Annotated in this window: 23 protein-coding genes, 1 pseudogene and 1 riboswitch; of the genes and pseudogenes, 10 read left to right on the top strand and 14 right to left on the bottom strand. The window is 35.5% G+C overall.

Features of this window, described 5'->3' with window-relative positions:
- Nucleotides 1-129: 129 nt before the first annotated feature.
- A complete protein-coding gene (locus tag JUJ52_RS19460; protein ID WP_080668670.1) occupies nucleotides 130-300 on the bottom strand; it encodes a DUF2759 family protein in 171 nt (56 codons plus the stop codon).
- 171 nt (nucleotides 301-471) lie between these two features.
- Between JUJ52_RS19460 and JUJ52_RS19455 the strand changes: the two genes are divergently transcribed.
- Nucleotides 472-1095, top strand: coding sequence for an MBL fold metallo-hydrolase (locus tag JUJ52_RS19455; RefSeq protein WP_026681143.1), 624 nt, complete (start codon nucleotides 472-474; stop codon nucleotides 1093-1095).
- 716 nt (nucleotides 1096-1811) lie between these two features.
- Here JUJ52_RS19455 and JUJ52_RS19450 read toward each other — a convergent pair.
- From JUJ52_RS19450 to comGA, 8 genes are all read right to left on the bottom strand, one after another.
- Nucleotides 1812-2054: a DUF2626 domain-containing protein gene (locus JUJ52_RS19450; protein WP_026681142.1), complete on the bottom strand. Its 243-nt coding sequence runs from the start codon at nucleotides 2052-2054 to the stop codon at nucleotides 1812-1814.
- Between the two features lie 150 nt (nucleotides 2055-2204).
- Nucleotides 2205-2588, bottom strand: coding sequence for a hypothetical protein (locus tag JUJ52_RS19445; protein ID WP_026681141.1), 384 nt, complete (start codon nucleotides 2586-2588; stop codon nucleotides 2205-2207).
- Nucleotides 2560-3006: a competence type IV pilus minor pilin ComGF gene (locus tag JUJ52_RS19440; protein ID WP_228089124.1), complete on the bottom strand. Its 447-nt coding sequence runs from the start codon at nucleotides 3004-3006 to the stop codon at nucleotides 2560-2562. The genes JUJ52_RS19445 and JUJ52_RS19440 overlap by 29 nt, the downstream gene beginning before the upstream one ends.
- Nucleotides 2957-3286: a pilus assembly FimT family protein gene (locus JUJ52_RS19435; protein ID WP_162986425.1), complete on the bottom strand. Its 330-nt coding sequence runs from the start codon at nucleotides 3284-3286 to the stop codon at nucleotides 2957-2959. The genes JUJ52_RS19440 and JUJ52_RS19435 overlap by 50 nt, the downstream gene beginning before the upstream one ends.
- Nucleotides 3264-3716 carry a competence type IV pilus minor pilin ComGD gene (comGD, locus tag JUJ52_RS19430; protein ID WP_161629270.1) on the bottom strand — a complete coding sequence of 151 codons (453 nt, stop codon included), beginning with the start codon at nucleotides 3714-3716 and terminating at the stop codon, nucleotides 3264-3266. The genes JUJ52_RS19435 and comGD overlap by 23 nt, the downstream gene beginning before the upstream one ends.
- Nucleotides 3700-4011 carry a competence type IV pilus major pilin ComGC gene (gene comGC / locus JUJ52_RS19425; protein WP_026681138.1) on the bottom strand — a complete coding sequence of 104 codons (312 nt, stop codon included), beginning with the start codon at nucleotides 4009-4011 and terminating at the stop codon, nucleotides 3700-3702. Before comGC ends, comGD begins: the two co-directional genes overlap by 17 nt.
- A gap of 12 nt (nucleotides 4012-4023) precedes the next feature.
- On the bottom strand, nucleotides 4024-5076 hold the full coding sequence (comGB, locus tag JUJ52_RS19420) for a competence type IV pilus assembly protein ComGB (protein ID WP_121605253.1): 1053 nt from the start codon (nucleotides 5074-5076) through the stop codon (nucleotides 4024-4026).
- On the bottom strand, nucleotides 5021-6049 hold the full coding sequence (gene comGA, locus JUJ52_RS19415; protein WP_034678955.1) for a competence type IV pilus ATPase ComGA: 1029 nt from the start codon (nucleotides 6047-6049) through the stop codon (nucleotides 5021-5023). Before comGA ends, comGB begins: the two co-directional genes overlap by 56 nt.
- A 156-nt stretch (nucleotides 6050-6205) precedes the next feature.
- Between comGA and JUJ52_RS19410 the strand changes: the two genes are divergently transcribed.
- Nucleotides 6206-6394, top strand: coding sequence for a YqzE family protein (locus JUJ52_RS19410; protein ID WP_026681136.1), 189 nt, complete (start codon nucleotides 6206-6208; stop codon nucleotides 6392-6394).
- Between the two features lie 11 nt (nucleotides 6395-6405).
- On the opposite strand, the gene JUJ52_RS19405 is transcribed toward JUJ52_RS19410, so the two are convergent.
- Together JUJ52_RS19405 and JUJ52_RS19400 are read right to left on the bottom strand one after the other, a co-directional pair.
- Complete coding sequence (locus tag JUJ52_RS19405) at nucleotides 6406-7185, bottom strand: YqhG family protein (RefSeq protein ID WP_026681135.1); 780 nt, start codon at nucleotides 7183-7185, stop codon at nucleotides 6406-6408.
- A complete protein-coding gene (locus JUJ52_RS19400; RefSeq protein WP_205388616.1) occupies nucleotides 7172-8833 on the bottom strand; it encodes a DEAD/DEAH box helicase in 1662 nt (553 codons plus the stop codon). The genes JUJ52_RS19405 and JUJ52_RS19400 overlap by 14 nt, the downstream gene beginning before the upstream one ends.
- 142 nt (nucleotides 8834-8975) lie before the next feature.
- A riboswitch (glycine riboswitch) is annotated at nucleotides 8976-9084 on the top strand.
- 185 nt (nucleotides 9085-9269) lie between these two features.
- Here JUJ52_RS19400 and gcvT point away from each other — a divergent pair.
- From gcvT to gcvPB, 3 genes are read left to right on the top strand one after another with little or no spacing between them, the layout of a single operon-like run.
- On the top strand, nucleotides 9270-10385 hold the full coding sequence (gcvT, locus tag JUJ52_RS19395) for a glycine cleavage system aminomethyltransferase GcvT (RefSeq protein WP_205388615.1): 1116 nt from the start codon (nucleotides 9270-9272) through the stop codon (nucleotides 10383-10385).
- 11 nt (nucleotides 10386-10396) lie between these two features.
- Nucleotides 10397-11746 carry an aminomethyl-transferring glycine dehydrogenase subunit GcvPA gene (gcvPA, locus tag JUJ52_RS19390; protein WP_121605250.1) on the top strand — a complete coding sequence of 450 codons (1350 nt, stop codon included), beginning with the start codon at nucleotides 10397-10399 and terminating at the stop codon, nucleotides 11744-11746.
- Nucleotides 11739-13205: an aminomethyl-transferring glycine dehydrogenase subunit GcvPB gene (gene gcvPB / locus JUJ52_RS19385; protein WP_205388614.1), complete on the top strand. Its 1467-nt coding sequence runs from the start codon at nucleotides 11739-11741 to the stop codon at nucleotides 13203-13205. The genes gcvPA and gcvPB overlap by 8 nt, the downstream gene beginning before the upstream one ends.
- Nucleotides 13206-13318: 113 nt before the next feature.
- Here the strand turns inward: gcvPB and JUJ52_RS19380 are convergent, their stop codons facing one another.
- Nucleotides 13319-13684 carry a rhodanese-like domain-containing protein gene (locus JUJ52_RS19380; protein WP_026681130.1) on the bottom strand — a complete coding sequence of 122 codons (366 nt, stop codon included), beginning with the start codon at nucleotides 13682-13684 and terminating at the stop codon, nucleotides 13319-13321.
- A gap of 396 nt (nucleotides 13685-14080) precedes the next feature.
- Between JUJ52_RS19380 and mntR the strand changes: the two genes are divergently transcribed.
- Nucleotides 14081-14503 carry a transcriptional regulator MntR gene (gene mntR, locus JUJ52_RS19375; protein ID WP_026681129.1) on the top strand — a complete coding sequence of 141 codons (423 nt, stop codon included), beginning with the start codon at nucleotides 14081-14083 and terminating at the stop codon, nucleotides 14501-14503.
- 126 nt (nucleotides 14504-14629) lie between these two features.
- Here mntR and JUJ52_RS23785 read toward each other — a convergent pair.
- A pseudogene (locus tag JUJ52_RS23785) lies at nucleotides 14630-16106 on the bottom strand (IS3 family transposase).
- 882 nt (nucleotides 16107-16988) lie between these two features.
- Here JUJ52_RS23785 and JUJ52_RS19350 point away from each other — a divergent pair.
- Nucleotides 16989-17882, top strand: coding sequence for a patatin-like phospholipase family protein (locus tag JUJ52_RS19350; protein ID WP_121605245.1), 894 nt, complete (start codon nucleotides 16989-16991; stop codon nucleotides 17880-17882).
- 41 nt (nucleotides 17883-17923) lie between these two features.
- On the opposite strand, the gene JUJ52_RS19345 is transcribed toward JUJ52_RS19350, so the two are convergent.
- A complete protein-coding gene (locus JUJ52_RS19345) occupies nucleotides 17924-18304 on the bottom strand; it encodes an SA1362 family protein (RefSeq protein ID WP_026681127.1) in 381 nt (126 codons plus the stop codon).
- 299 nt (nucleotides 18305-18603) lie between these two features.
- On the opposite strand from JUJ52_RS19345, the gene JUJ52_RS19340 reads away from it, so the two are divergent.
- The 3 genes from JUJ52_RS19340 (at nucleotide 18604) to efp (ending at nucleotide 20837) form a co-directional block, all read left to right on the top strand.
- Nucleotides 18604-19113 carry a YqhR family membrane protein gene (locus JUJ52_RS19340; protein ID WP_026681126.1) on the top strand — a complete coding sequence of 170 codons (510 nt, stop codon included), beginning with the start codon at nucleotides 18604-18606 and terminating at the stop codon, nucleotides 19111-19113.
- A gap of 89 nt (nucleotides 19114-19202) precedes the next feature.
- On the top strand, nucleotides 19203-20264 hold the full coding sequence (locus JUJ52_RS19335) for a M24 family metallopeptidase (protein ID WP_121605244.1): 1062 nt from the start codon (nucleotides 19203-19205) through the stop codon (nucleotides 20262-20264).
- A 15-nt stretch (nucleotides 20265-20279) separates the two neighbouring features.
- Nucleotides 20280-20837 carry an elongation factor P gene (gene efp, locus JUJ52_RS19330; RefSeq protein WP_026681124.1) on the top strand — a complete coding sequence of 186 codons (558 nt, stop codon included), beginning with the start codon at nucleotides 20280-20282 and terminating at the stop codon, nucleotides 20835-20837.
- Nucleotides 20838-20921: the final 84 nt, after the last annotated feature.

The following is a 20921-nucleotide window of genomic DNA, read 5'->3' as shown; positions in this document are numbered from 1 at the left end:
AGGGAAAAATGAAGGGCTGGCAGCATCCAAGCCGTTAGATAGAAAGAAAGTAGAGAAATGATTAATCCAAAAATAAAAAGCTGACGTTGTGCTTTCGTCAGCTTTTTAACAGGAGATATTGTGTATTCATTAGCCTTTAATTTCTGAAATAATGGTTGCGATTGCAAAAAATCCAAATGCTAAAGCTGTAATTGCTGAAAATCCTAATGCGAAAATATTTTTGTATTTCAATTGACGAATTACAGATACAATCGCAAGTAAAGCTACAGCCAGAAATAAAACTGCTAAGACAATATGCATGAGACTTATCCTCCTTGTTTGCTTCCTAACTTGTCATTTGTTGCTATAGGAAATTCATTTGTATTATTATGTAACTAGTCCAGTTATAATATTTATTTTATAGTATTATATGCCGTTTGTCGAGGCAAAACGTAGAAAACATTTTCATTATAAGGTTAGGGAGGAATTTTGTTGGATATTGAAAGAATGTCTTTAGGACCATTGGGTACGAATTGTTATCTTGTATATGATAATCAACAAGCTTTGATCATTGATCCAGGTGGAGAATCAGCAAAAATTATTCATTTTTTATCGGAGAAAAATATCGAGCCATTAGCAATTCTCTTAACACATGGGCACTTTGATCATATTGGAGCAGTTGATGACTTACGTAAATATTATAAGGTCGAAGTTTACATACACAAACTGGAAGCTTCCTGGCTTGAGGATCCTCAAGCAAACGGATCATTGTACTTTATGCAAAGGGGAATTCTTACAAGTAGACCGGATCGATTATTGCATCCAGGAAAGATGGCTATCGGTAATTTCCATTTTGATGTGATCCATACGCCTGGACATTCACCAGGAAGTGTAACTTTTATCTTTTCTAATGCAAAGTTTATTGTCAGTGGTGATGTTTTATTTAATGAAGGAATAGGGAGAACAGACCTTCCTGGTGGAGATATGAAGCAATTAGAAGATAGTATTATAAATCAATTATATCGATTAGATGAATCTTTGGTTGTATACCCAGGGCATGGTCCAAAAACTAGTCTTATTCATGAGAAAAAGCATAATCCTTTCTTTTCAATCTAAGTATTAGAGTAACACCAATCGATTTATTGTAATAATGGATAATTAGAAACACTCGGGTATAACCAAATTTTTATCCTTTCTTATCTTTGAACAAAAGCGCAAGCGCCCGAATTAGAAACGTAGCGACTGGAGCGAGTTAACGGAGATAAAGGAAACACGGTGAGCTTGCGAGCCAACGATGACTTAGATGAGGGCGATTTGTGAATTCGCCTCGTTTCTAGGTGCTGGAGCTGGACGCGGCTAAACACGCCCATAAGTATCTACATGGATAAATTTTTTCATTTCCTGAATTACGAAAAAACCCTTCTTATTACAAGAAGGGTTTTTGGGGGATGTGCTCTGCTCTTTAAAAATAGGGATATAAGTTAAGCTACTAGTAATACTATATAGGGATAAAAACGACATGTCAATAGAATATCAAAAAAATAACTTGAATTTAAGATATTTAAGAGCTGTATCGCAATACACTTTGAAAAAAAGAACAAAAGCGGAAGCGCCCAATTAGAAACGTAGTGACTGGAACGAGTCAACGGAGATAAAGGAATCATGTTGCTCTTGCAAGCCAATGATGACTTAGATTAGAGTGATTCTTGTAATCGCTTAGCTTTCTGGAAGCCGGTCACCACGCCCATAATTTTCCACATGGGCAAATTTTTTCATTTATAAAACTAAAAAGAAAGAGTCTCTGCTTAAATCTAAGCAGAGACTCTTTCTTTTTAATGTCCGAAACCAGGTACGAGTATAAATTCTGAATACCATGTAAAACCAATAAAAAATATAGTACAATAAGCTCCGAATAAATACATATACATGCGTTCAGATAGTTTTAAATAACTTACTGCTAGGAAAAAGGCTGTTTGTACAAGGAAAAGAAGTGCAGTTTTTTGCATATCTCCTATGTAGAACATGACTGTAAATATCCCTGTCCAAAAAGCAAGCACACGAAACATACGATCCATGCTTTCCCCTCCTTTTGGTAACCTTATCATTGTTATTATAAACGAGTATTTAGATCTTGTAAACGAAATGTGATGAACAAATATTGATGAAAAAAGGAAAATATCATTTTAGTCATGATGTTACATTCTATAGGGTATCCCTTGTCATATTTATTTATTCAGAAATTCATTGGTGATGTCTAAATAACCAAAAATATGAAATGTGAATGGAGTAACTGTTGTGGCGGAAAAAAGGACCTTATACTTTCCGGTTGCAAGTAATGTGACTACTACTGAAACGTTACCTTCTGGTAGATGATATAAATTCCTTTTTAGGTCTTTGTCCTTGAGCAGATCTTTCTTTAATTTTTCCCTCGTTATTTGAATTAATGATTCCATTTTTACTTGCTCTAGTTGATGAGCAGTCATTTGTTTATTGTTTTGATAAAGCTGGATATTCGTAATGGTTGCTATTAATACTAACGCGATCGTAAACATGACCATAGGTAACATAAATCCTTTTTCGTTATTCGTATAAGATAATATCTTTTTCAAACGTATCTCCTTCCGTGGATGTAATAATTATTTGGAATCCATAAGATAGTGGGGCTAAAGAGAAGTCTTTAACACCACGTACGTATATTTCATGTCCCAATCCATTAACTTGTCTACGAATGAGCTCTTGATATAGCTCAAAAGATACGGTAGCTCCGTTACTCTCGAGCAACAGTTTATTAGCAACAATTCGAATATCTGTTGCTTGCATCACTTCATTTCTTAAATGCTGAAAAAACTGTTGAATTGACAGTTCATGGATATCCGATTGATTACTGATACTCTTTAACAAATAACTTAGAAAAGGCAAACTTATTACTAAGATAGTAACCATGATAAGTGTAGTGATAAAACTAAACCCAGATTGTTTATGTTGGCTGTCCGTATAAACAAAACTTCTCTTTCCTTTTTTTGGCATTTTCCCATTGAGCACATCCCTTCACGTATTTACTTAAAACCTGAAATGAATACTTTACATGGCTATTAGCTATCACTTTGGTGTAGTTGACTTCTTGTTTATCCTTCTCTTCCCATAGAAAGGGCTGTAAGCTATCATGTAAATCATTTGCTATTAACCTGCGCGTACTTAAGACCTCTCTTTCCGTTTGCATAATAGATAGTATAGGAACCAATGTTAATACTGCACTAAAAAGAATAGCAGCAGAGATAATTACTTCAATTAGAGTAAATCCGTTCATTTTTTTCAATTCGATACCTTCCTTTACCAAAAGGGAAAACAATTTTGTATCTGGCTGTAGGGGAATAGATATAAAAAGTTCTTGGGTTTTTAATACTTCCATTTATATCAAATTCAATAATTGGATTAATGAAATAATCGATATGCCAGCCTTCAGGTAGGTTTCTGTCCGGAATAATTTTACGGTTAGACCTAAGCGCATAATATTTATTTTCATTAAGAATAAGTTGGATTCTATTCGTAGTTAGAGAAGACATATGTTGAATTGTCATTATGTCAGACTCTAACGTTTGAAATAATGCGTTTTCCTTCATTTTTTCTAAAGCATATACGATTGGAGGAACACTGAGCCCGACCATTATCATCAGCATACTTAGTACAACCAACATTTCGGTGAGCGTAAAGCCTTTCGTATCATGTAGCCGGGACACTGACTTTTCCAGTCTCTCTATTATAGTTTAAAGGTGTTTTATTACTGCAGCTCTTCTGTTCTTCCTTTATATACTTTGGAACCATCGCATCTAAGCTTGTAGGATATATTCCTGATTCAGCATAAACAGTATCTACTTGTGCTTGAACTACAGCTACAAGAGCTTTACAACCTTTGCTATTTACATCTTTACTTTTCTCACTAAGATTTGGAACAATAAGTATGATTAATACGGAGATAATCATTAAAACGATTAGCATTTCAATTAAAGTAAAACCTTTATTATCAGATGGCATAAAGTATCCTCCTTATATTGATTTGATGAGTTGAAACATAGGTAGCATTAAAGTGATATAGATAAATAAAATAAAACTGGCAACAATGATGAAGAAAATAGGTTGAATATACGTAATAATTTGAAGCATCTTCCGTTGAAACTCCTCCATTAGAATTTGTGCGTATATACTTAAATCTTTTTCTAATGTTTCTGTATTGCTATTTTTTTGAAAAATATTGGTTAGTTTTTTCTCTAGAAAAGTAAATTGGGATAATAGAGTAGGTAACTGCATACCTTTAGCTAATTGTTCTTTCATTAAATTTGCATAGTAGCAAATAATTGGTTGTTTATCTTGATTATTCATTTGAATTAGAATGTCTTTAAAGGAAATACCAGTTTTAATTAATGAACTGAATTGATTAGCAAAAAGAAAGGATGTTTGTAGTTTTAAATAGGTACGGAAAAGAGGGAGTCGATTGTATAATTTTATTTGATTTTCAATGGAGATACGAGGTTTATAAAACTTCCAAAAAATAGAAAAAGTGAGGGCTGCGATGATACTCAGAAAGAAAATAATTCCTAACCAATCTAAGATTAGCATAGCTAGGACAATTGATGCTGACGATCCCGGACTTGATTCATATAAATCGAGAAATGATGGAAGTACGGATTGCTTCAATATAAACAATAGGGGGATAAAGATACAACATAAAATAAGTGGATATCGAATGATCTGTTGGAACTTCTGAATGTATTGCAATCGATACTCGTACATATCTATACATTTAGATAAATTATCCTCTAGATTTTGATTAGAACGTGCAAATAGGAGGTAACTCGTTATGGAGGGATGGAAGGAAACAAGTTGCATAGCTTCTTCCATGGAATAACCATTTTCTAATGCCTGCTTAATTTGTTTGGCGGCACATTCCAGTTCGTTGTCCCAAGCTATTACTGTTAGTGCATCAATTAACGAATAACCATTTATACGTAAGCGATGAAGCCTTTTAAGAAATCGCAATTGGGTATCAGGTGTCATTGTTTTCTTGTGTTTGTTGATAATATGTTTCAGAAATGTATCCATAAGCTAAAGCCTTCCTTCGTAAGTGATCAAAGGTTTGATAACCAGTTAAACGATTGAATTCCTTTCCTTTTATGTGTTTTTCTAATAAGGTTCCATCGAGTAATTCTAAGATTGCTCCTCGACGATTTGCGTGTTTTATAGTGGAGATTGGAATAAGTTGGATGGAAGCAATTGCAATTAAGGATTGAATTAAATCAGCAGTGGTTAATCCAAATTCCTTTAATCGAAAAATTGTCCCTAGACCATGGGTTGCATGGATAGTACTTAATACTAAATGACCAGACAACGATGCTTCTAAAGCAAAATGTGCCGTACCAGCATCTCGAATTTCACCAACCATAATAATGTCAGGGTCGTGACGAAGCGCTGCTTTAAATCCCGACTGATACGTAATTCCGGCTTTTTCATTCAGCTGAACTTGCAAAATATCTTCCAGTTCTTTTTCAATAGGGTCCTCTAACGTGATGGCTTGGAAAGGTTTATCCTTTAGAATGGAGGATAATATGGCATATAGGGTAGTGGTCTTCCCACTGCCTGTCGGACCTGTTATTAGAATTAGTCCAGAACGTTTGGTAATCCACCTCATCATGTGTTTCAATTGTTTTGGAAATAGAAATAGTTGATCAATTGGAAGGGTTTCTTCTTGAGGGAGAATTCTTATTGCTAGACTTTCGGTACCTTTAACGGGAAGTGTAGATAATCGTAGGGAATAGACGAGTGATTCTAAATAAAACTTAATGGTGCCATTTTGTGGTCTCCGAAGTTCACCGATATCCATTGATGAGTTAAATTTAAAGTAGGTAAGCAATAATTGATAGGTAGAAGCAGGTATGGATTTAAAAAATTGACGTTTACCTTGTATTCGAAAATAAATCGTCGCTTTTTCAGCTGATGGAGAAAAATGAATATCAGATGCTTCCATGATAATCGCATGATGAAGTATTTGTTCTGATAGCGCTACAGCAGGGTTCACAAACTTTCTCACCTCCTCTTGAATTCACAGTTAAGTAATTGATTCGACAATTATCTCGTATATCCTTCTTTTTTTTACTGTTTTTTATTTTTCTAAGAATATTGATAAATGGATTGGAAAAACTAAAAGTACCTACATCTATGAAGGGAAGGTTATATGTCAACGAAAGATTATGTTAAATTTGTAACAGAACAAGTAGTGACGTATATGGATACGCCCGCTACGGAGAGAAAGAAACGAAAAATGAAACCGCAAAGTTATGACCCTATATATGGAAACCGTTGGTTAGGCGTCATTCCATTTGCTCTTCGAATTATGGTAAAGAAAAGAAATAAGCAGGCGTAACCTGAGCCTGCTTACACTATTTCAGAAGTTAAATAAAATAGACCTCCATTTATAACCTGATATGTGATTCTTGGCTGATACCTTTCATTAATTTCCTTTATTTCTTTTTCCATTTGCTCATTATCGTTATCGGATGTATAAAAATATTTTAGTAATTCTATTTCTGTTTGCAACTCCTCCAAAGCTTCGGAAGCCCACTCATGGTTTTGATTCTCTATATACTGATCAACAACTGCTTCTATTCTTCGATATCCACTCTTTAATTTAACAAGTGGTGATAGCGTATAACAAAAATCAGAAATAGTTGTATGCAATGGGATTGAATCTAATATCTTCATCATATCCGACTTCATCGTTCCATTAATTAGGTTTAATCCAATGGAGAAAAGCTCATCTCTTTTATACTTTCCTCTATAACTTACTTTAATGTTTGTTACTAACCAAGGGTAAAGAGCTGTATTTACCGTTGGATTAACTTTTTGGAATAATTTGGTATATTTCTCTTGCTGTTGTAAATAACCAATGATTTGTTGCAATCTTGGACTACCAAAATGAATCCATTCTCCTTCATCGTCACGTTTATTTGGATTCGTTATTAACGTTAATTGCATTGGTTCACCAGAGTGTCCCATTTTCTTCATGTAATGCCAATAGAACGGTCGATTCATCAAAGCTCGGTCCATTTCTTCTGTTAGTTGTATGGTTAGAACACCATCCTGATCGAGGAGTAGTGAGCAATGATGGGCAGTGAAAAAAGATTTTAAGAAGTTATTTAAGTCAGGTATTGCCATAATATTGTTCCTCCTCATAGTTAGTATCATGGGTTTGCTGGATTATTGCTGAAAGATTATTTAGCTTAACCTTAGCCTCTCCAGTTGTTGTTGACTCAGAATAAATTTCCTGTAATTCATGCTCAATGTCAGGTATAGCCAGTTCAGCCAAAATATCATCTAAGTGTCCAATTACTTGCTCAAAAAGATTTATTTTTTCATATAAAAGTTTCATAATATGCTCTTCAACCGTATCCTTAAGTGCAAAATTATAAATATGCACATCTTTATTCTGACCATATCTATGAATTCGGCCAATACGTTGCTCTAGTCGCATTGGGTTCCATGGTAGGTCGTAATTTATCATATAGTTACAAAATTGTAGGTTAATTCCTTCTCCTCCTGCTTCCGTAGCAATTAATACTTGTGCATGGTCCCGAAAAAGTTGTCGCATCCAATCTTTTTTCCCACGTTTAAATCCTCCTCTAAAAGGTACAGAGGAAATACCATTCTGTTGTAAATACCATTGTAAATAAAGTTGAGTTGCTCGGTACTCGGTAAAGATAATTATTTTTTCATTGCCGATTTCCTTTATAAGTTCAACAGCTTTTTCGGCCTTCTTATGGTTTGGTAGTTGTTCAATTGCCTCTGTTATCCGTTGAAAACCTTCTAGGTCAGGTTGTTCCGCTAGCATTTTCTTTAAGGATAAATAACAGGCCTCCCTTGAAGAACAGAATTCTCGAAGGAACGTAATTTTTGAAAAGGAAGGGAGGTATACCGAAATATCTTCCAGACTTTCATACACCTCTTTTTCCTCTTTTGAGAATTCGGCCCAAATCGTTTCGATATTTCGTTTGATTTGATTTAATCCAGTGTCCTTACGCGTGTTTCTAACCATTACTTTTTGAACAAGCTGCTTTAAATACATGTCCTGTTTCATATTTTTGCGATCTTTACCATAGCTCTTTAAGAACGTATCGTAATTACCTAAATGACCCGGTTTTAAAATGGAGACAAGGTTAAATATTTCTACAAGTTGATTTTGTACAGGTGTGGCAGTAAGTAATAGACAATATTTTTTCTTCAAAGAACGTACGAAGGCAAAATTCTTAGTTTTATGGTTCTTTAATTTATGCGCTTCATCTACCAGAACAAAATCATAGTCTAAATTTAATATAGTATCCCGATGTGGAGACCTTTTTGCAGTATCCATAGAAGAAATGATAATGTTCCCTTGTTCCCAGCTCATATTCTTACGATAAGCAACTGCTGGTATGTAGAACTTTTCATTTAATTCCTTTTCCCATTGGTTCACTAATGAAGCGGGGACAAGAATTAATGCTTTGTTAACTAGTCCACGTATCATGTACTCTTTTAAAATAAGGCCTGCTTCAATTGTTTTACCTAATCCCACTTCATCAGCTAAAATTGCACGGCCATTCATTTGTTCAATTACTTGTTCTGCAGAGCTTATTTGATGGTTTAAAAAATCTACATGTGGCAAAAACTCCAGTGCACGTAATCCTTTAAAGCTTGGGGTCATTGTCGTTTTCTCTGCGTGAAAAGCCATGGAGAAAAGCTCCCATGAGGAAATAGGTTCATTCATTTCTAACCGATTTTCAAGTTCATTAATAAATGTTGAATCTTTCTCTATGTGAATGGATTTCATCATATACTTCCTTTTTACTAAGATTATTTAGAATAGCTATTTTATCTTTTTTAATATGTGATATAATAATTCACAGTAAAATAGATTTTTCATTGGTATTGTTACATAGTATAACCAACTCTACATTTTTTCATAAAAGCGAATGAATACAAGGGGAGAGCTTACAAAGAGGGGAAAGGTTATTTCTTCTATGTAACGCCGAAGGAGCAAGCCGAAGCGAATCTCTCAGGCAAAAAGACTCTTGTAGGACGCAACTCTGGAGAGTGTTTACCAGTATACCTGTGTAAACCACCCACGAAGCAAGTACGAACTATTCTACGAATTCGTATGCAACTTTCTGGTAGAAGGACAGAGATTTCATTGTAATACAATGAAATCTCTATTTTTTTGAAATTTGAAATTACAGACTATTATGATTGCTAAGGGAGTGGAGGGAATGAGTGAGTTAAAACGAACACCGTTGTTTTCGGCATATGAGAAATATGGTGCGAAGACAATTGATTTTGGTGGATGGGATTTACCGGTACAATTTACAGGTATTAAGCATGAGCATGAAGCTACAAGAACAAAGGCTGGATTATTTGACGTTTCCCATATGGGAGAGATTACGGTAAAAGGTCCAAAAAGCTTAGATTTTCTACAGAAAATGGTTACAAACGATGTTGGCAAATTAACACCTAATCGAGCTCAATATACCCTTATGTGTTATGAGGATGGCGGAACTGTGGATGATTTCCTTATTTATATGCTTGATGAGGATGATTATTTACTTGTTGTAAACGCTGCAAATACAGATAAAGATTACCAATGGTTAGTAAGTCATAATACATTTAGTGATTCCGAAATAACGATTGAAAATGTTTCCAATGAGATTGTTCAGCTAGCATTACAAGGACCATATGCTGAAGAAATTCTGCAAACGGTAACGGAAACGGATCTATCCGATATTCGTTTTTTCCGATTTCAACAAGCTGTTCAGCTAGGGCAATTAAATGATATTGCGCTCGTCTCACGTACAGGTTATACCGGCGAAGATGGATTTGAAATTTATATCTCTGCTAAAAGTGGTATTGCACTGTGGGAGCTGATTCTTCAAGCTGGTAAAAATAAAGGACTTGAACCAATTGGGCTAGGTGCAAGAGATACGTTACGCTTTGAAGCTAATCTACCTTTATATGGACAAGAAATTTCAAAAGAAATTAGTCCAATAGAAGCGGGTCTTTCTTTTGCGGTAAAGGTGAATAAGCAAGCAGATTTTATTGGAAAACAAGCTTTGCGGTACCAAGTTGAAAATGGAGTAGAGCGAAAGCTAGTAGGTATTGAGATGGTGGATAAGGGAATTCCACGAACAGGCTATGAAATTTATCATAATGATGACTATGCAGGATTTGTCACTTCTGGAACACAAGCTCCTACACTGCAAAAAAATATCGGTCTAGCACTTATTCGAACAGAACTAGCAAATGAGGGTGTGGAATTAACCGTACAGGTAAGAAAAAGAAAATTGTTGGCGAAGGTTGTAAAAACGCCATTTTATAAAAGAGAAAAATAGGGGGAAACAAGATGGAATTTCGTTATTTGCCTATGACAGATGGAGATAAGCAAGAAATGTTAAATACCATTGGAATTGATAGTACGGAAGAACTTTTTTCTGATATACCAGAGAATGTTCGCTTCAATAACGAATTAAACTTAAAGAAGCCTGCGAATGAATATAAGCTTAAAAAAGAACTTGCAGATATGGCAGCTAAAAACGCCAATTTAAAACAAAACCGTTCGTTTCTAGGAGCTGGTGTCTATGATCATTTTATTCCTTCCGTCGTTGATCATGTGATCTCAAGATCAGAGTTCTATACCGCTTACACTCCTTATCAGCCAGAAATATCACAGGGTGAGCTACAAGCAATTTTTGAATTCCAAACGATGATTTCTGAACTTACAGGAATGCCTGTAGCTAACTCTTCTATGTATGATGGGGGTACTTCTTTAGCCGAAGCTGTTAATCTAAGTGCTGCACAAACGAAAAGAAAAAAAATCCTTGTGTCTAAAGCTGTTCATCCACAAAGTCGTGCGGTTATCGAAACATATGCTAAGGGTCCCGGATTAGAAATTGTAGAAATTGACTTACAGGATGGGAAAACGGATGTCAATCAATTAAGCGATGCGATAGATGACGAGACAGCAAGTATTGTTGTGCAATACCCTAATTTCCTTGGGCAACTTGAGCCAATGGAGGAAATTCAAACATTGTTAGAATCGAAAAAGAAGACAATGTTTATCGTTTCAAGTAATCCGCTTGCTTTAGGCTACTTGACTCCTCCCGCAGCGTTTGGTGCTGACATTGTTGTAGGAGATACACAGGTGTTTGGTATACCTGCACAATTTGGCGGACCTCATTGTGGTTATTTTGCTACTACCAAAAAATTAATGCGAAAAGTACCTGGTCGATTAGTTGGTCAAACAACAGATGAAGACGGCGTTAGAGGGTTTGTCCTTACCCTACAGGCAAGAGAGCAACATATTCGCAGAGACAAGGCTACTTCTAATATTTGCTCCAATCAAGCACTAAATGCATTAGCTAGCTCAGTGGCAATGAGTTCCATTGGCAAGCATGGGTTACGTAAAATGGCGGCTATTAATATGAAAAAAGCTCGTTACGCCAAACAAGTGCTGCAGCAAGCAGGAGTCACTGTTGCCTATGAGGGTGCGTTTTTCAATGAATTCGTAGTAAAATTAAATAAGCCAGCAGCTAGTATAAATGATCGCCTCTTGGAAAAAGGATTTATTGGTGGTTATGATCTTGAAAAAGATTATCCTGGATTAACAGGATATATGCTAGTAGCTGTTACAGAAATACGTACGAAAGAAGAGATTGACCAGTTTGCAAAAGAATTGAGGGATATCAATGGCTAATCAGGATTTTCCACTTATATTTGAACGTAGTAAACTAGGCAGAACGAGCTACAGTCTACCAGAATTGGATGTGCCAGATGTTGATTTGAATGCAGAGTTAGGTAATAAATACATCCGTACAGAAGCTCCGGAATTACCGGAGGTAAGTGAATTAGATATAATGAGACATTACACGGGGCTATCCAATCGTAATTATGGTGTTGATTCAGGATTTTATCCTCTAGGATCTTGTACAATGAAATATAATCCAAAAATAAATGAAGATGTGGCCAGAATGGATGGATTCAGTCATATACATCCTGATCAGCCAGAAAAAAGTGTTCAGGGTGCAATGGAGATGATGTATGATCTACAGAGTGCCTTACGAGAAATTACTGGAATGCATGAAGTCTCCTTACAATCAGCAGCTGGAGCACATGGAGAGTGGACTGCTTTAATGATGATCCGTGCATTTCATGAGGCAAATGGGGATACCGAGCGTACTAAAGTCATTGTACCAGATTCTGCACACGGTACTAACCCAGCGTCAGCTACAGTTGCAGGTTTTGAAGCTGTAACGGTTAAATCGAATGAAAAAGGGCTAGTAGACTTAGAAGATTTAAAACGGGTTGTAGGAGAAGATACTGCGGCTCTCATGTTAACAAATCCGAATACATTAGGACTATTTGAGACAGAAATTGTGGAGATGGCTAAAATCGTTCATGATGCTGGAGGGAAGCTCTATTATGATGGAGCAAACCTTAATGCAATTATGGGTTACGCTCGTCCTGGTGACATGGGATTTGACGCAGTCCATTTAAATCTTCATAAAACCTTTACAGGACCTCATGGTGGTGGTGGACCAGGTTCAGGACCGGTTGGTGTCTCAGCCGAATTACAACCTTTCTTGCCACAGCCATTACTAATTAAAAAAGAAGATCAATTTGTTTTTGATTATGATCGTCCGCAATCAATTGGTAGAGTCAAGCCTTATTATGGTAATTTTGGGATTAACTTAAGAGCTTATACGTATATTCGAACAATGGGAGCAGAAGGGCTGAAGAAAGCAAGTGAATACGCTGTCCTTAATGCAAATTATATGATGCGAAAATTAGAAAAAGAATACGACCTTCCATTTAAACAACATTGTAAGCATGAATTTGTTCTATCAGGAAAGCATCAGAAAAAATTGGGTGTCCGCACCTTAGATATTGCTAAGCGATTGTTGGATTATGGTTATCATCCGCCTACCATTTATTTTCCATTAAATGTAGAAGAGGCATTAATGGTAGAGCCAACAGAAACGGAATCAAAAGAAACATTGGATGGATTTATTGATACAATGCTAACGATAGCTGATGAAGCAAGGAATGAACCAGAATTGGTTCAAGATGCTCCACATCAGACAATTGTCAAGCGTATGGATGAAACTACTGCTGCGCGCAAACCGATTTTAAGATATGAAGCTAATTCAGAGTAATGTTATAGAAATAAGTACTGTACGTGTACAACGAATAAATATGTTTAACATAAAACCAGCCTTTTGGAACAAAGGCTGGTTTTATGTATCTTCATAATCGTTTGGATCAGTAATTACTTTATTTTACCAGTCCATTTTTTAAAGCCACCTTTTAAAACATTAATATCTTCGTAGCCTTTTTTATGCAAAAGCTGTGCCGCTCTGGCTGCGCGTGATCCACTCTGACAATAAAGATATACTGGTTTATCTTTTCGCATTTCAATTAAGCGCTGGCGCATTTGTGTGACTGGTATATTTCTAGCACCAAGAATATGACCACGTTTAAATTCTTGTGGTTCGCGTACATCTATAAGTTGCGCTTTGCGGTAACCTTCACGGAATTGTTCTTCGGTTAATGTTTTTAAGTACATTCGCTGTCTAAAGAAACGAAATACACCGAATGCGATAAGAACAACGATGAATATTACTAATAATTCCATTCTTTTTCCCCCGTCTATCACATTTATCCCACATATAACTGGCAATAAGCCCCCATTTCAAGCAATAAAGTGAAACTGTTATTGGTCAGTGAGGGATCGACTGCCAGTAAATGTCCGATTAGATCAACTAACAATCAGTGGGGGAATAAACAAGCCTCCCACTGATTGAAGTTTCCCTTTATACATCCTCTATTATAGTTTGTATACCAATATTTTTCAAAAGTTATTCTTTGTAAATTGCCTAAATGACGAAGAAAAAAATAGAAAAGCTTACTGTTAGGAATTTTATGGAAAAATTCATGATAACGCTTGTTTAACTTTCTTATTTCCTGTATCCTATATATAGAAACAGTTTTGCGCTAGACTAAAAATTATTCTTGGAAGTGAGGAAAATTAATGCCTACTCCTAGTATGGAAGATTATATTGAACAAATTTATAACTTAATGGAATCAAAAGGATATGCAAGGGTATCGGACATTGCAGAAGCACTTGAAGTTCATCCTTCTTCCGTCACAAAAATGGTACAAAAATTAGATAAAGACGAATACTTAAACTATGAAAAATATAGAGGTTTTATTTTAACTCCAAAGGGAAAAAAAGTTGGAGAACGACTCGTCTTTCGTCATGAATTATTGGAAGAGTTTCTAGAAATTATTGGTGTAGAACACGATAATATATACGATGATGTTGAAGGTATAGAACATCATTTAAGCTGGAATTCGATTGACCGAATTGGCGATGTGGTTAATTATTTTAAGCACGATGGAGCAAGAGTGGAAGAACTTAAAAAAATGCATCGAGAAGCAGAGGAACAATAGCTCAGAACAGCAAAGACTGAGACAAAAGTATTTGATTTATAGATCATGAGTCTGAGACAAAAGAATGAAGAAACAATAAAATGAAGTGCCCCCTGTCAAGTAGACAGTGGAAATAATAAAACTGACTTAAGCGGTTTTAGCTCTAAATTCGATAGGGCTAAGGCCGTTTAATCGTTTTTATATCTATCATAATTATAGAAATGTATATAGTTCTCTATGGATGCAGATAATTCTTCAAAGGACTCATATTTATTTAAATAATACTTCTCGCTTTTCAGTGTTCCCCAAAAAGATTCCATCGGTCCATTATCAATACATCGTCCGACTCGTGACATACTTTGCTTCATGTTTGCGGCATCTATCTTTTGCTTAAACATTTTAGATGTATACGGATACCCCGATCACTATGAATAAGCGGGCGATCTCCATCTAGAAGCTCGATAGCTTGATCAAGCGTTTTAAATACAAGTTGATTGTTATTGGAATTCCCTAAAACGTAACTAACGATAGAACCGTCATATAAATCGAGATTAGCGCTTAAATAAGCTTTCTTTGCGTTACCATATTTAAATTCTGTTACATCTGTTACCCATTTTTCATTGGGGTTATTCGCCGTGAATTCACGGTTCAATATATTCTCAGAGATATGTTGAGGGAGTGTGCGTTTATGCCATTTTTTCTTTCTTCGAATGACAGATTGTATACCGGCTATTTTCATCAATCTATAAATACGTTTGTGATTGAAGGTCTACCATCTCTTGCATAATCGCTTTATTCTGGAGTTCCTGTGCTGAAGGCTTTCGTTTCAGCCACTTATAGTAAGCTGGCCGATGAACAGCTGCAATATCACAAAGTAATCGAATACGTAGGTTTTCTTTTTCATTTACTTTCTGAATGGCAACATACCTGTCTTCAAATCGTACGGTACTTAATTTCGCCTCCTTTCGATCTCCTCTAACTTTTTTAAAAACAAATTCTCCGCACGTAAACGTTCATTCTCTTTTTCAATTCGACGCATCTCTAGCTTCAGCTTTTCTTCAGCTGTTAATTCTTCTACCCCTTTGGAGCGACCTCGACCATCTTTTAATGCATCCCAGCCATCAGCTTCATATTTTCGCACCTATTGATATACTTGTTGATATGATACGTGATACTGTGCTGTTTGTTGATAATTCTTATCATTCCCTAACGCAGCTTGTACGATTTCTATTCGTTCTTTCCACGTTCTTTTTCTTCCTTTAGTCATAGCGTTTACTCTCCCTTTTCTTGCATCCTTTAACTCTCTATGACCATTATACTTCTTTATCCAATCCGAAAGCACGGATTTACTGGAGATATGATACTTTCTTAAGACATCGCGCATAGAATACGTTCCTGAAATATAATCCTTAACTGCAGCTGCCTTTATTTCATTAGGATAACGTCTAAACGTTTTTGAGTACTTTAAACCAAGGATCCCATCTTTTTCAAAATTCTCTACCCACCTATAAACTGTAGACATATTAACTTGATATTTTGCGGATAACTGGCTATGTGTTAAACCATTCTTAAAAGCCATCAATACTTCATATTTCCATTCTACTGAATATGATTTGTGAGTCATAAAAACTCCCCTTAATGTAGAAGCAGATTTTTATTTTTTAATCTGTCTACCTTAAGGGGAGCATATCAGAAATTAATTATCATTCGTTTTTTTGATTGGAATCATTCATTTAGTACCTGAAATAAACGAGACTCAGGTGGGAACAGCACGAGTTCGAAGATCCACTTGGTAACGTGTTTTTCTTTACCAAGTTAGCTGAGGCCGTGCCCGAGGAAAGCGCGTATATTTTCACGGTGCGGCGATGATACTCCTGTTGATAACATGATTATTCGTATTTTGAGTAAAGAAGTTGTGTTTTATCCCAGCCCTCTATTTGTTTACTTCAAACAGGTTTTCCCATCTCTTCACCAAAATACTACACTTCCTTGGAAAGCAATGATCACTTTCCTGCGGGATCTTCAGCTCGTACTTTTGCAGCAAGATAAGGAAGAGTTCGGAAGCGATTCATCGTTCGCAGAAAAGCCTCTTTCTTTTTCAAGGAGTCTACATATTTTGACTACGCTGCGTATCAACAATTATCCCACATATAACTGGTAAGACCCGCACTTCAAGAATAAAGTGAAATCAATATGGATAAGTGAACGGGGGTTCGACTATCAATACATGTCCGATTGGTTCAAAGCCCTTGGTGTCATACCTTTGTGGTACTGACATCAATGGGGGATAAATAAAACCCCACTAATTGAACTTTCACTTTTGGGTTAACTATTTTGATTTCATCTTGGACTCATTTTTATAAAGTCTTTCATTTATCAGTTCTAATTTGTTTTCTTTGTGCTTAAAGATATATAAAGTGTGTTTTACTAGCTTAAATAATGGTATTAATGTTATTGCATGTAAAACAATCACAAGGTTTTGAAAACGGATTAGAGGAGACAACATATGAAAATAGATGGTGTTTTTTCTGGCGGAGGTGTAAAAGCATATGCATTTGTTGGCGCGTTAAAGCGTGTAGAAGAACATGGGCTGATACTTGAACGTGTTGCAGGGACTTCTGCAGGAGCAATTGTAGCATCATTACTTGCTGCAGAATATACCGCTTCTGATATTCAAAACATGTTAGATGAGTTGGATTTGCAGAAGCTTATTGACCCTCCAGCTCTTACAAAGGTTTTGCCATTTACGAAATGGGCTTTTTTATATTTTCAATTAGGAATTAATAAAGGGAATAAGCTTGAACGTTGGGTATATGATAAACTAGCACGAAAAGACATTTACACATTTAAAGATATAAATTCGAGTTACTTAAAAGTTGTGGTAAGTGATATATCTTTAGGAAGGCTGGTCGTTATTCCGGATGATTTAGAAAGGATTTACGACATTAATCCTGAAACGTTCCCAGTTGCTAAAGCAGTGAGAATGAGCGCTGGATTTCCTTATTTCTTTATACCTAAGAAATTATCGAGTAGTAAAAATAAGAAGAGTATCATAATCGATGGAGGACTACTAAGTAATTTCCCTCTATGGGTATTTGAGGATAGAGATAAGAAGATAAGTAGACCAATTTTAGGAATGAAATTGAGTGAATCTACGCTAAATAATATAGCGCCTAGGAAGATAAATAATGCATTAGATATGTTCCATGCATTGTTTGTAACAATGAAAGAAGCTCATGATTCACGATATATTTCAAAGTCACAAAAAAACAATATTATTTTTATTCCCATCAAGAATGTTGGTAGTATAAATTTTGATATTCGTGAAGAAACAAAAGAACAATTGATGGATACAGGATATCGTAGTGCTAAGAAATTTTTAGAACATTGGCCAAGATAATAAGTTTGCAACACAGTTACATACTAAGACCGCGCTTTGAATTAAAAAGAAGCGCGGTCTTTTCGTTTGGCTTTATTACCTTCAATCACACGTAGATGAGTTGCGCGTTTATTGCGTTTCTTTCGTGGTTGAATAGATTGCTGTGTTTTCCCAGCAGAAACAGGATTTTTTCTTGGTTGTGTATGGTCATATTTTGCTTTGGATTGTTTTACAGCTTGTTTATATTTTTTCATTTCGTTAGATGTTGCTCTCTTTCTAAGAAAAACAAAATAAAAAACAGCAAATATAGCAAGACCTATACCCAGTGAAATAAAAAGATTACTAAAAAAGTTTGTCGTATTTGTAAACAACTGTGATATTAGACCAATAGCTGCTAGACCTATAATGATGTAAACAGGGATGGATAATCTTGTACGTTTCATTGTGTGTGTCCTCCTTCATTATTCCAATAATTGACTTGTATAAACTCTATACCACTTTCTCATCATGGTATATCATTTTTTACATACATTTTTCAAAGAATTACATGGTTACTAACTTTGAAATGCTAACTTACTATAAATTCTTTCCGGATTCATGTAAATTATTCTAAGCTTTTCTTTTTATTTTACTGGAATTAAGCTTGGTTAACTAGATTAAAATTGGAAATTATTAAGTAAAGCGATGGTTTATAGGATTGGTTTACGAGCAATTGGTCATAATATGGAATGGAGGTGGTATTATGAGTGAGCAAAATCAACAACTTGAACAGAATAAACAGGAAACGCCAATGACAATTTTATCAAGGTCACTACTTACAGGATTTATTGGTGGATTGTTATGGAGTACATTCGGAACAGTTCTTTATTATTTTAATTTTTCCGAAGTAGCTCCGAAATCATTTGTATTAAGCTCTTGGTTTCATGCGGAGTGGATCGATACATGGCTTGGTAATGTTGTAACAATCTTTTTAATTGGCCTTCTATCCTTATTAACGGCACTTATTTATTTTGGGTTATTCAAGAAGATTAATTCCATTTGGGTAGGTGTGGCTTACGGTTTTTTATTATGGGTATTGATCTACTATATCATGAATCCAATCTTCTCAACAGTTCCAAAGGTAGCTGATTTGAATATGAATACCATCGTAACAACAATATGTGTTTTTATTTTATATGGTACGTTTATTGGATATTCCATTTCCTATGATTATCACGATTTTCACAGGGCTGATGATAATAAGAACTCATAATACTCATTGTGTTATTCAAAAGAAGCGCTTTATGATAAACTGAATACATCCATATATGCTATAGATAATAATTAGAAAGGGATGAGTTTATGGAGAAACTAACTAAACTTAAGGCTGCTTTTGAATCAAATCAAGTAGATGGAATTTTAATTACGAGTGCGATAAATAGACGTTATATTTCTGGTTTTACAGGTACGGCTGGAGTAGCTTTAATTAGTAGCAATGATGCACGATTTATAACAGATTTTCGATACACAGAACAAGCCAGTACACAAGCAAAAGCATTTAAAGTAGTTGAACATAAGCAGGGTATTGATTTAGAGATTAATGATCAGTTAAAAGAAATGGGAATTAAACGACTTGGTTTCGAAAAGGATCATGTGACGTTTAGCCAATATGAACAATATAAAAATACGTTAGATGTTGAATTAGTTCCAGTCAGTGGTATCATAGAAGAGCTGCGATTAATTAAGACAAGTGATGAGTTAGAAATCATGAAAAAAGCTGCAAAGATCGCTGATGATGCATTCGAACATATTCAATCTTATATTAAGCCAGGTGTTAAAGAAATTGATATCTCTAATGAATTAGAATTTTTTATGCGTAAGCAGGGTGCTACGTCATCCAGCTTTGACATTATTGTTGCTTCTGGAGAACGTTCTGCATTACCTCATGGTGTAGCTTCAAACAAGGAGATACAATCAGGTGAACTTGTTACATTAGATTATGGAGCATTATATCAAGGCTATTGCTCAGACATTACAAGAACGGTTGCTGTTGGAGAAATTAATGAACAACTTGCATCTATTTATCAGATTGTGTTAGAAGCACAACTTAGAGGGGTTACTAGCATAAAGCCAGGTATTACGGGAATCGAAGCAGATGCTGCTACTAGAGATTATATTACAGAACAAGGTTATGGTAAGTACTTTGGACATTCAACTGGTCATGGATTAGGACTTGAGGTACATGAAGGTCCAGGACTTTCTTTTAAGTCAGAAAAGAAATTGGAGCCTGGAATGGTAGTAACAGTAGAACCGGGAATATATGTACCTTCAGTTGGTGGATGTAGAATCGAGGATGACATTGTGGTTACAGAAACAGGAAATGAAAGATTAACATTTGCAGCAAAAGAATTAATTCAGTTGTAACGGGAGGAATACTAGATGATTTCAGTTAATGATTTTAAGACAGGTTTGACTATTGAGGTGGATAATGGGATTTGGCAGGTGATCGAATTCCAACATGTAAAGCCAGGGAAGGGGGCAGCTTTTGTTCGTTCTAAACTACGTAATTTACGTAATGGAAGCATTCAAGAGAAGACTTTTCGTGCCGGTGAAAAAGTAGGGAAAGCACACATAGAAACGAAAAAAATGCAGTATTTATATGCTTCTGGAGATTCTCATGCCTTCATGGATACAAATACGTATGAACAAATCGAGCTCTCGTCAAGTCAAATTGAATATGAATTAAAATTTATGAAAGAGAACATGGAAGTATCTGTCATTACCTATGAAGGCGAAATCCTAGGAGTAGAACTTCCTAACAACGTAGAATTAGAGGTTACGGAAACAGAACCAGGAATTAAAGGTGACACTGCAAGTGGCGGATCGAAGCCAGCCACACTCGAAACTGGACATATTGTTCAAGTGCCATTTTTCATAAACCAGGGTGATGTCCTGATAATTAATACGTCTGATGGAAAGTATGTTTCTAGAGCCTAATATATCGACTTCACTTACATAACAGTCCTTTAAGGGCTGTTTTTTTAATAAGTTAAGAAAATATAAAATCAGTGCAATGACTGC

This window comes from Virgibacillus sp. AGTR, assembly GCF_016919725.2.
In the GTDB taxonomy this organism is placed as follows: Bacteria; Bacillota; Bacilli; order Bacillales; family Amphibacillaceae; genus Virgibacillus; species Virgibacillus salarius.
Note: the sequence above shows the minus strand (reverse complement) of the source record. Positions and strands in the feature narration are given on the sequence as shown.

Bases quoted from the DNA above. Each gene is read 5' to 3' on its own strand.
- mntR (WP_026681129.1), top strand. From the start codon at position 14,081: ATGCCTACTCCTAGTATGGAAGATTATATTGAACAAATTTATAACTTA.
- JUJ52_RS19400 (WP_205388616.1), bottom strand. From the start codon at position 8,833: ATGAAATCCATTCACATAGAGAAAGATTCAACATTTATTAATGAACTT.
- gcvPA (WP_121605250.1), top strand. From the start codon at position 10,397: ATGGAATTTCGTTATTTGCCTATGACAGATGGAGATAAGCAAGAAATG.
- comGB (WP_121605253.1), bottom strand. From the start codon at position 5,076: ATGGATACATTTCTGAAACATATTATCAACAAACACAAGAAAACAATG.
- JUJ52_RS19335 (WP_121605244.1), top strand. From the start codon at position 19,203: ATGGAGAAACTAACTAAACTTAAGGCTGCTTTTGAATCAAATCAAGTA.
- JUJ52_RS19380 (WP_026681130.1), bottom strand. From the start codon at position 13,684: ATGGAATTATTAGTAATATTCATCGTTGTTCTTATCGCATTCGGTGTA.
- gcvPB (WP_205388614.1), top strand. From the start codon at position 11,739: ATGGCTAATCAGGATTTTCCACTTATATTTGAACGTAGTAAACTAGGC.
- comGC (WP_026681138.1), bottom strand. From the start codon at position 4,011: ATGCCATCTGATAATAAAGGTTTTACTTTAATTGAAATGCTAATCGTT.
- gcvT (WP_205388615.1), top strand. From the start codon at position 9,270: ATGAGTGAGTTAAAACGAACACCGTTGTTTTCGGCATATGAGAAATAT.
- JUJ52_RS19405 (WP_026681135.1), bottom strand. From the start codon at position 7,185: ATGGCAATACCTGACTTAAATAACTTCTTAAAATCTTTTTTCACTGCC.
- JUJ52_RS19460 (WP_080668670.1), bottom strand. From the start codon at position 300: ATGCATATTGTCTTAGCAGTTTTATTTCTGGCTGTAGCTTTACTTGCG.
- JUJ52_RS19340 (WP_026681126.1), top strand. From the start codon at position 18,604: ATGAGTGAGCAAAATCAACAACTTGAACAGAATAAACAGGAAACGCCA.
- JUJ52_RS19435 (WP_162986425.1), bottom strand. From the start codon at position 3,286: ATGAACGGATTTACTCTAATTGAAGTAATTATCTCTGCTGCTATTCTT.
- JUJ52_RS19440 (WP_228089124.1), bottom strand. From the start codon at position 3,006: ATGCCAAAAAAAGGAAAGAGAAGTTTTGTTTATACGGACAGCCAACAT.
- JUJ52_RS19350 (WP_121605245.1), top strand. From the start codon at position 16,989: ATGAAAATAGATGGTGTTTTTTCTGGCGGAGGTGTAAAAGCATATGCA.
- JUJ52_RS19410 (WP_026681136.1), top strand. From the start codon at position 6,206: ATGTCAACGAAAGATTATGTTAAATTTGTAACAGAACAAGTAGTGACG.
- efp (WP_026681124.1), top strand. From the start codon at position 20,280: ATGATTTCAGTTAATGATTTTAAGACAGGTTTGACTATTGAGGTGGAT.
- JUJ52_RS19450 (WP_026681142.1), bottom strand. From the start codon at position 2,054: ATGGATCGTATGTTTCGTGTGCTTGCTTTTTGGACAGGGATATTTACA.
- JUJ52_RS19345 (WP_026681127.1), bottom strand. From the start codon at position 18,304: ATGAAACGTACAAGATTATCCATCCCTGTTTACATCATTATAGGTCTA.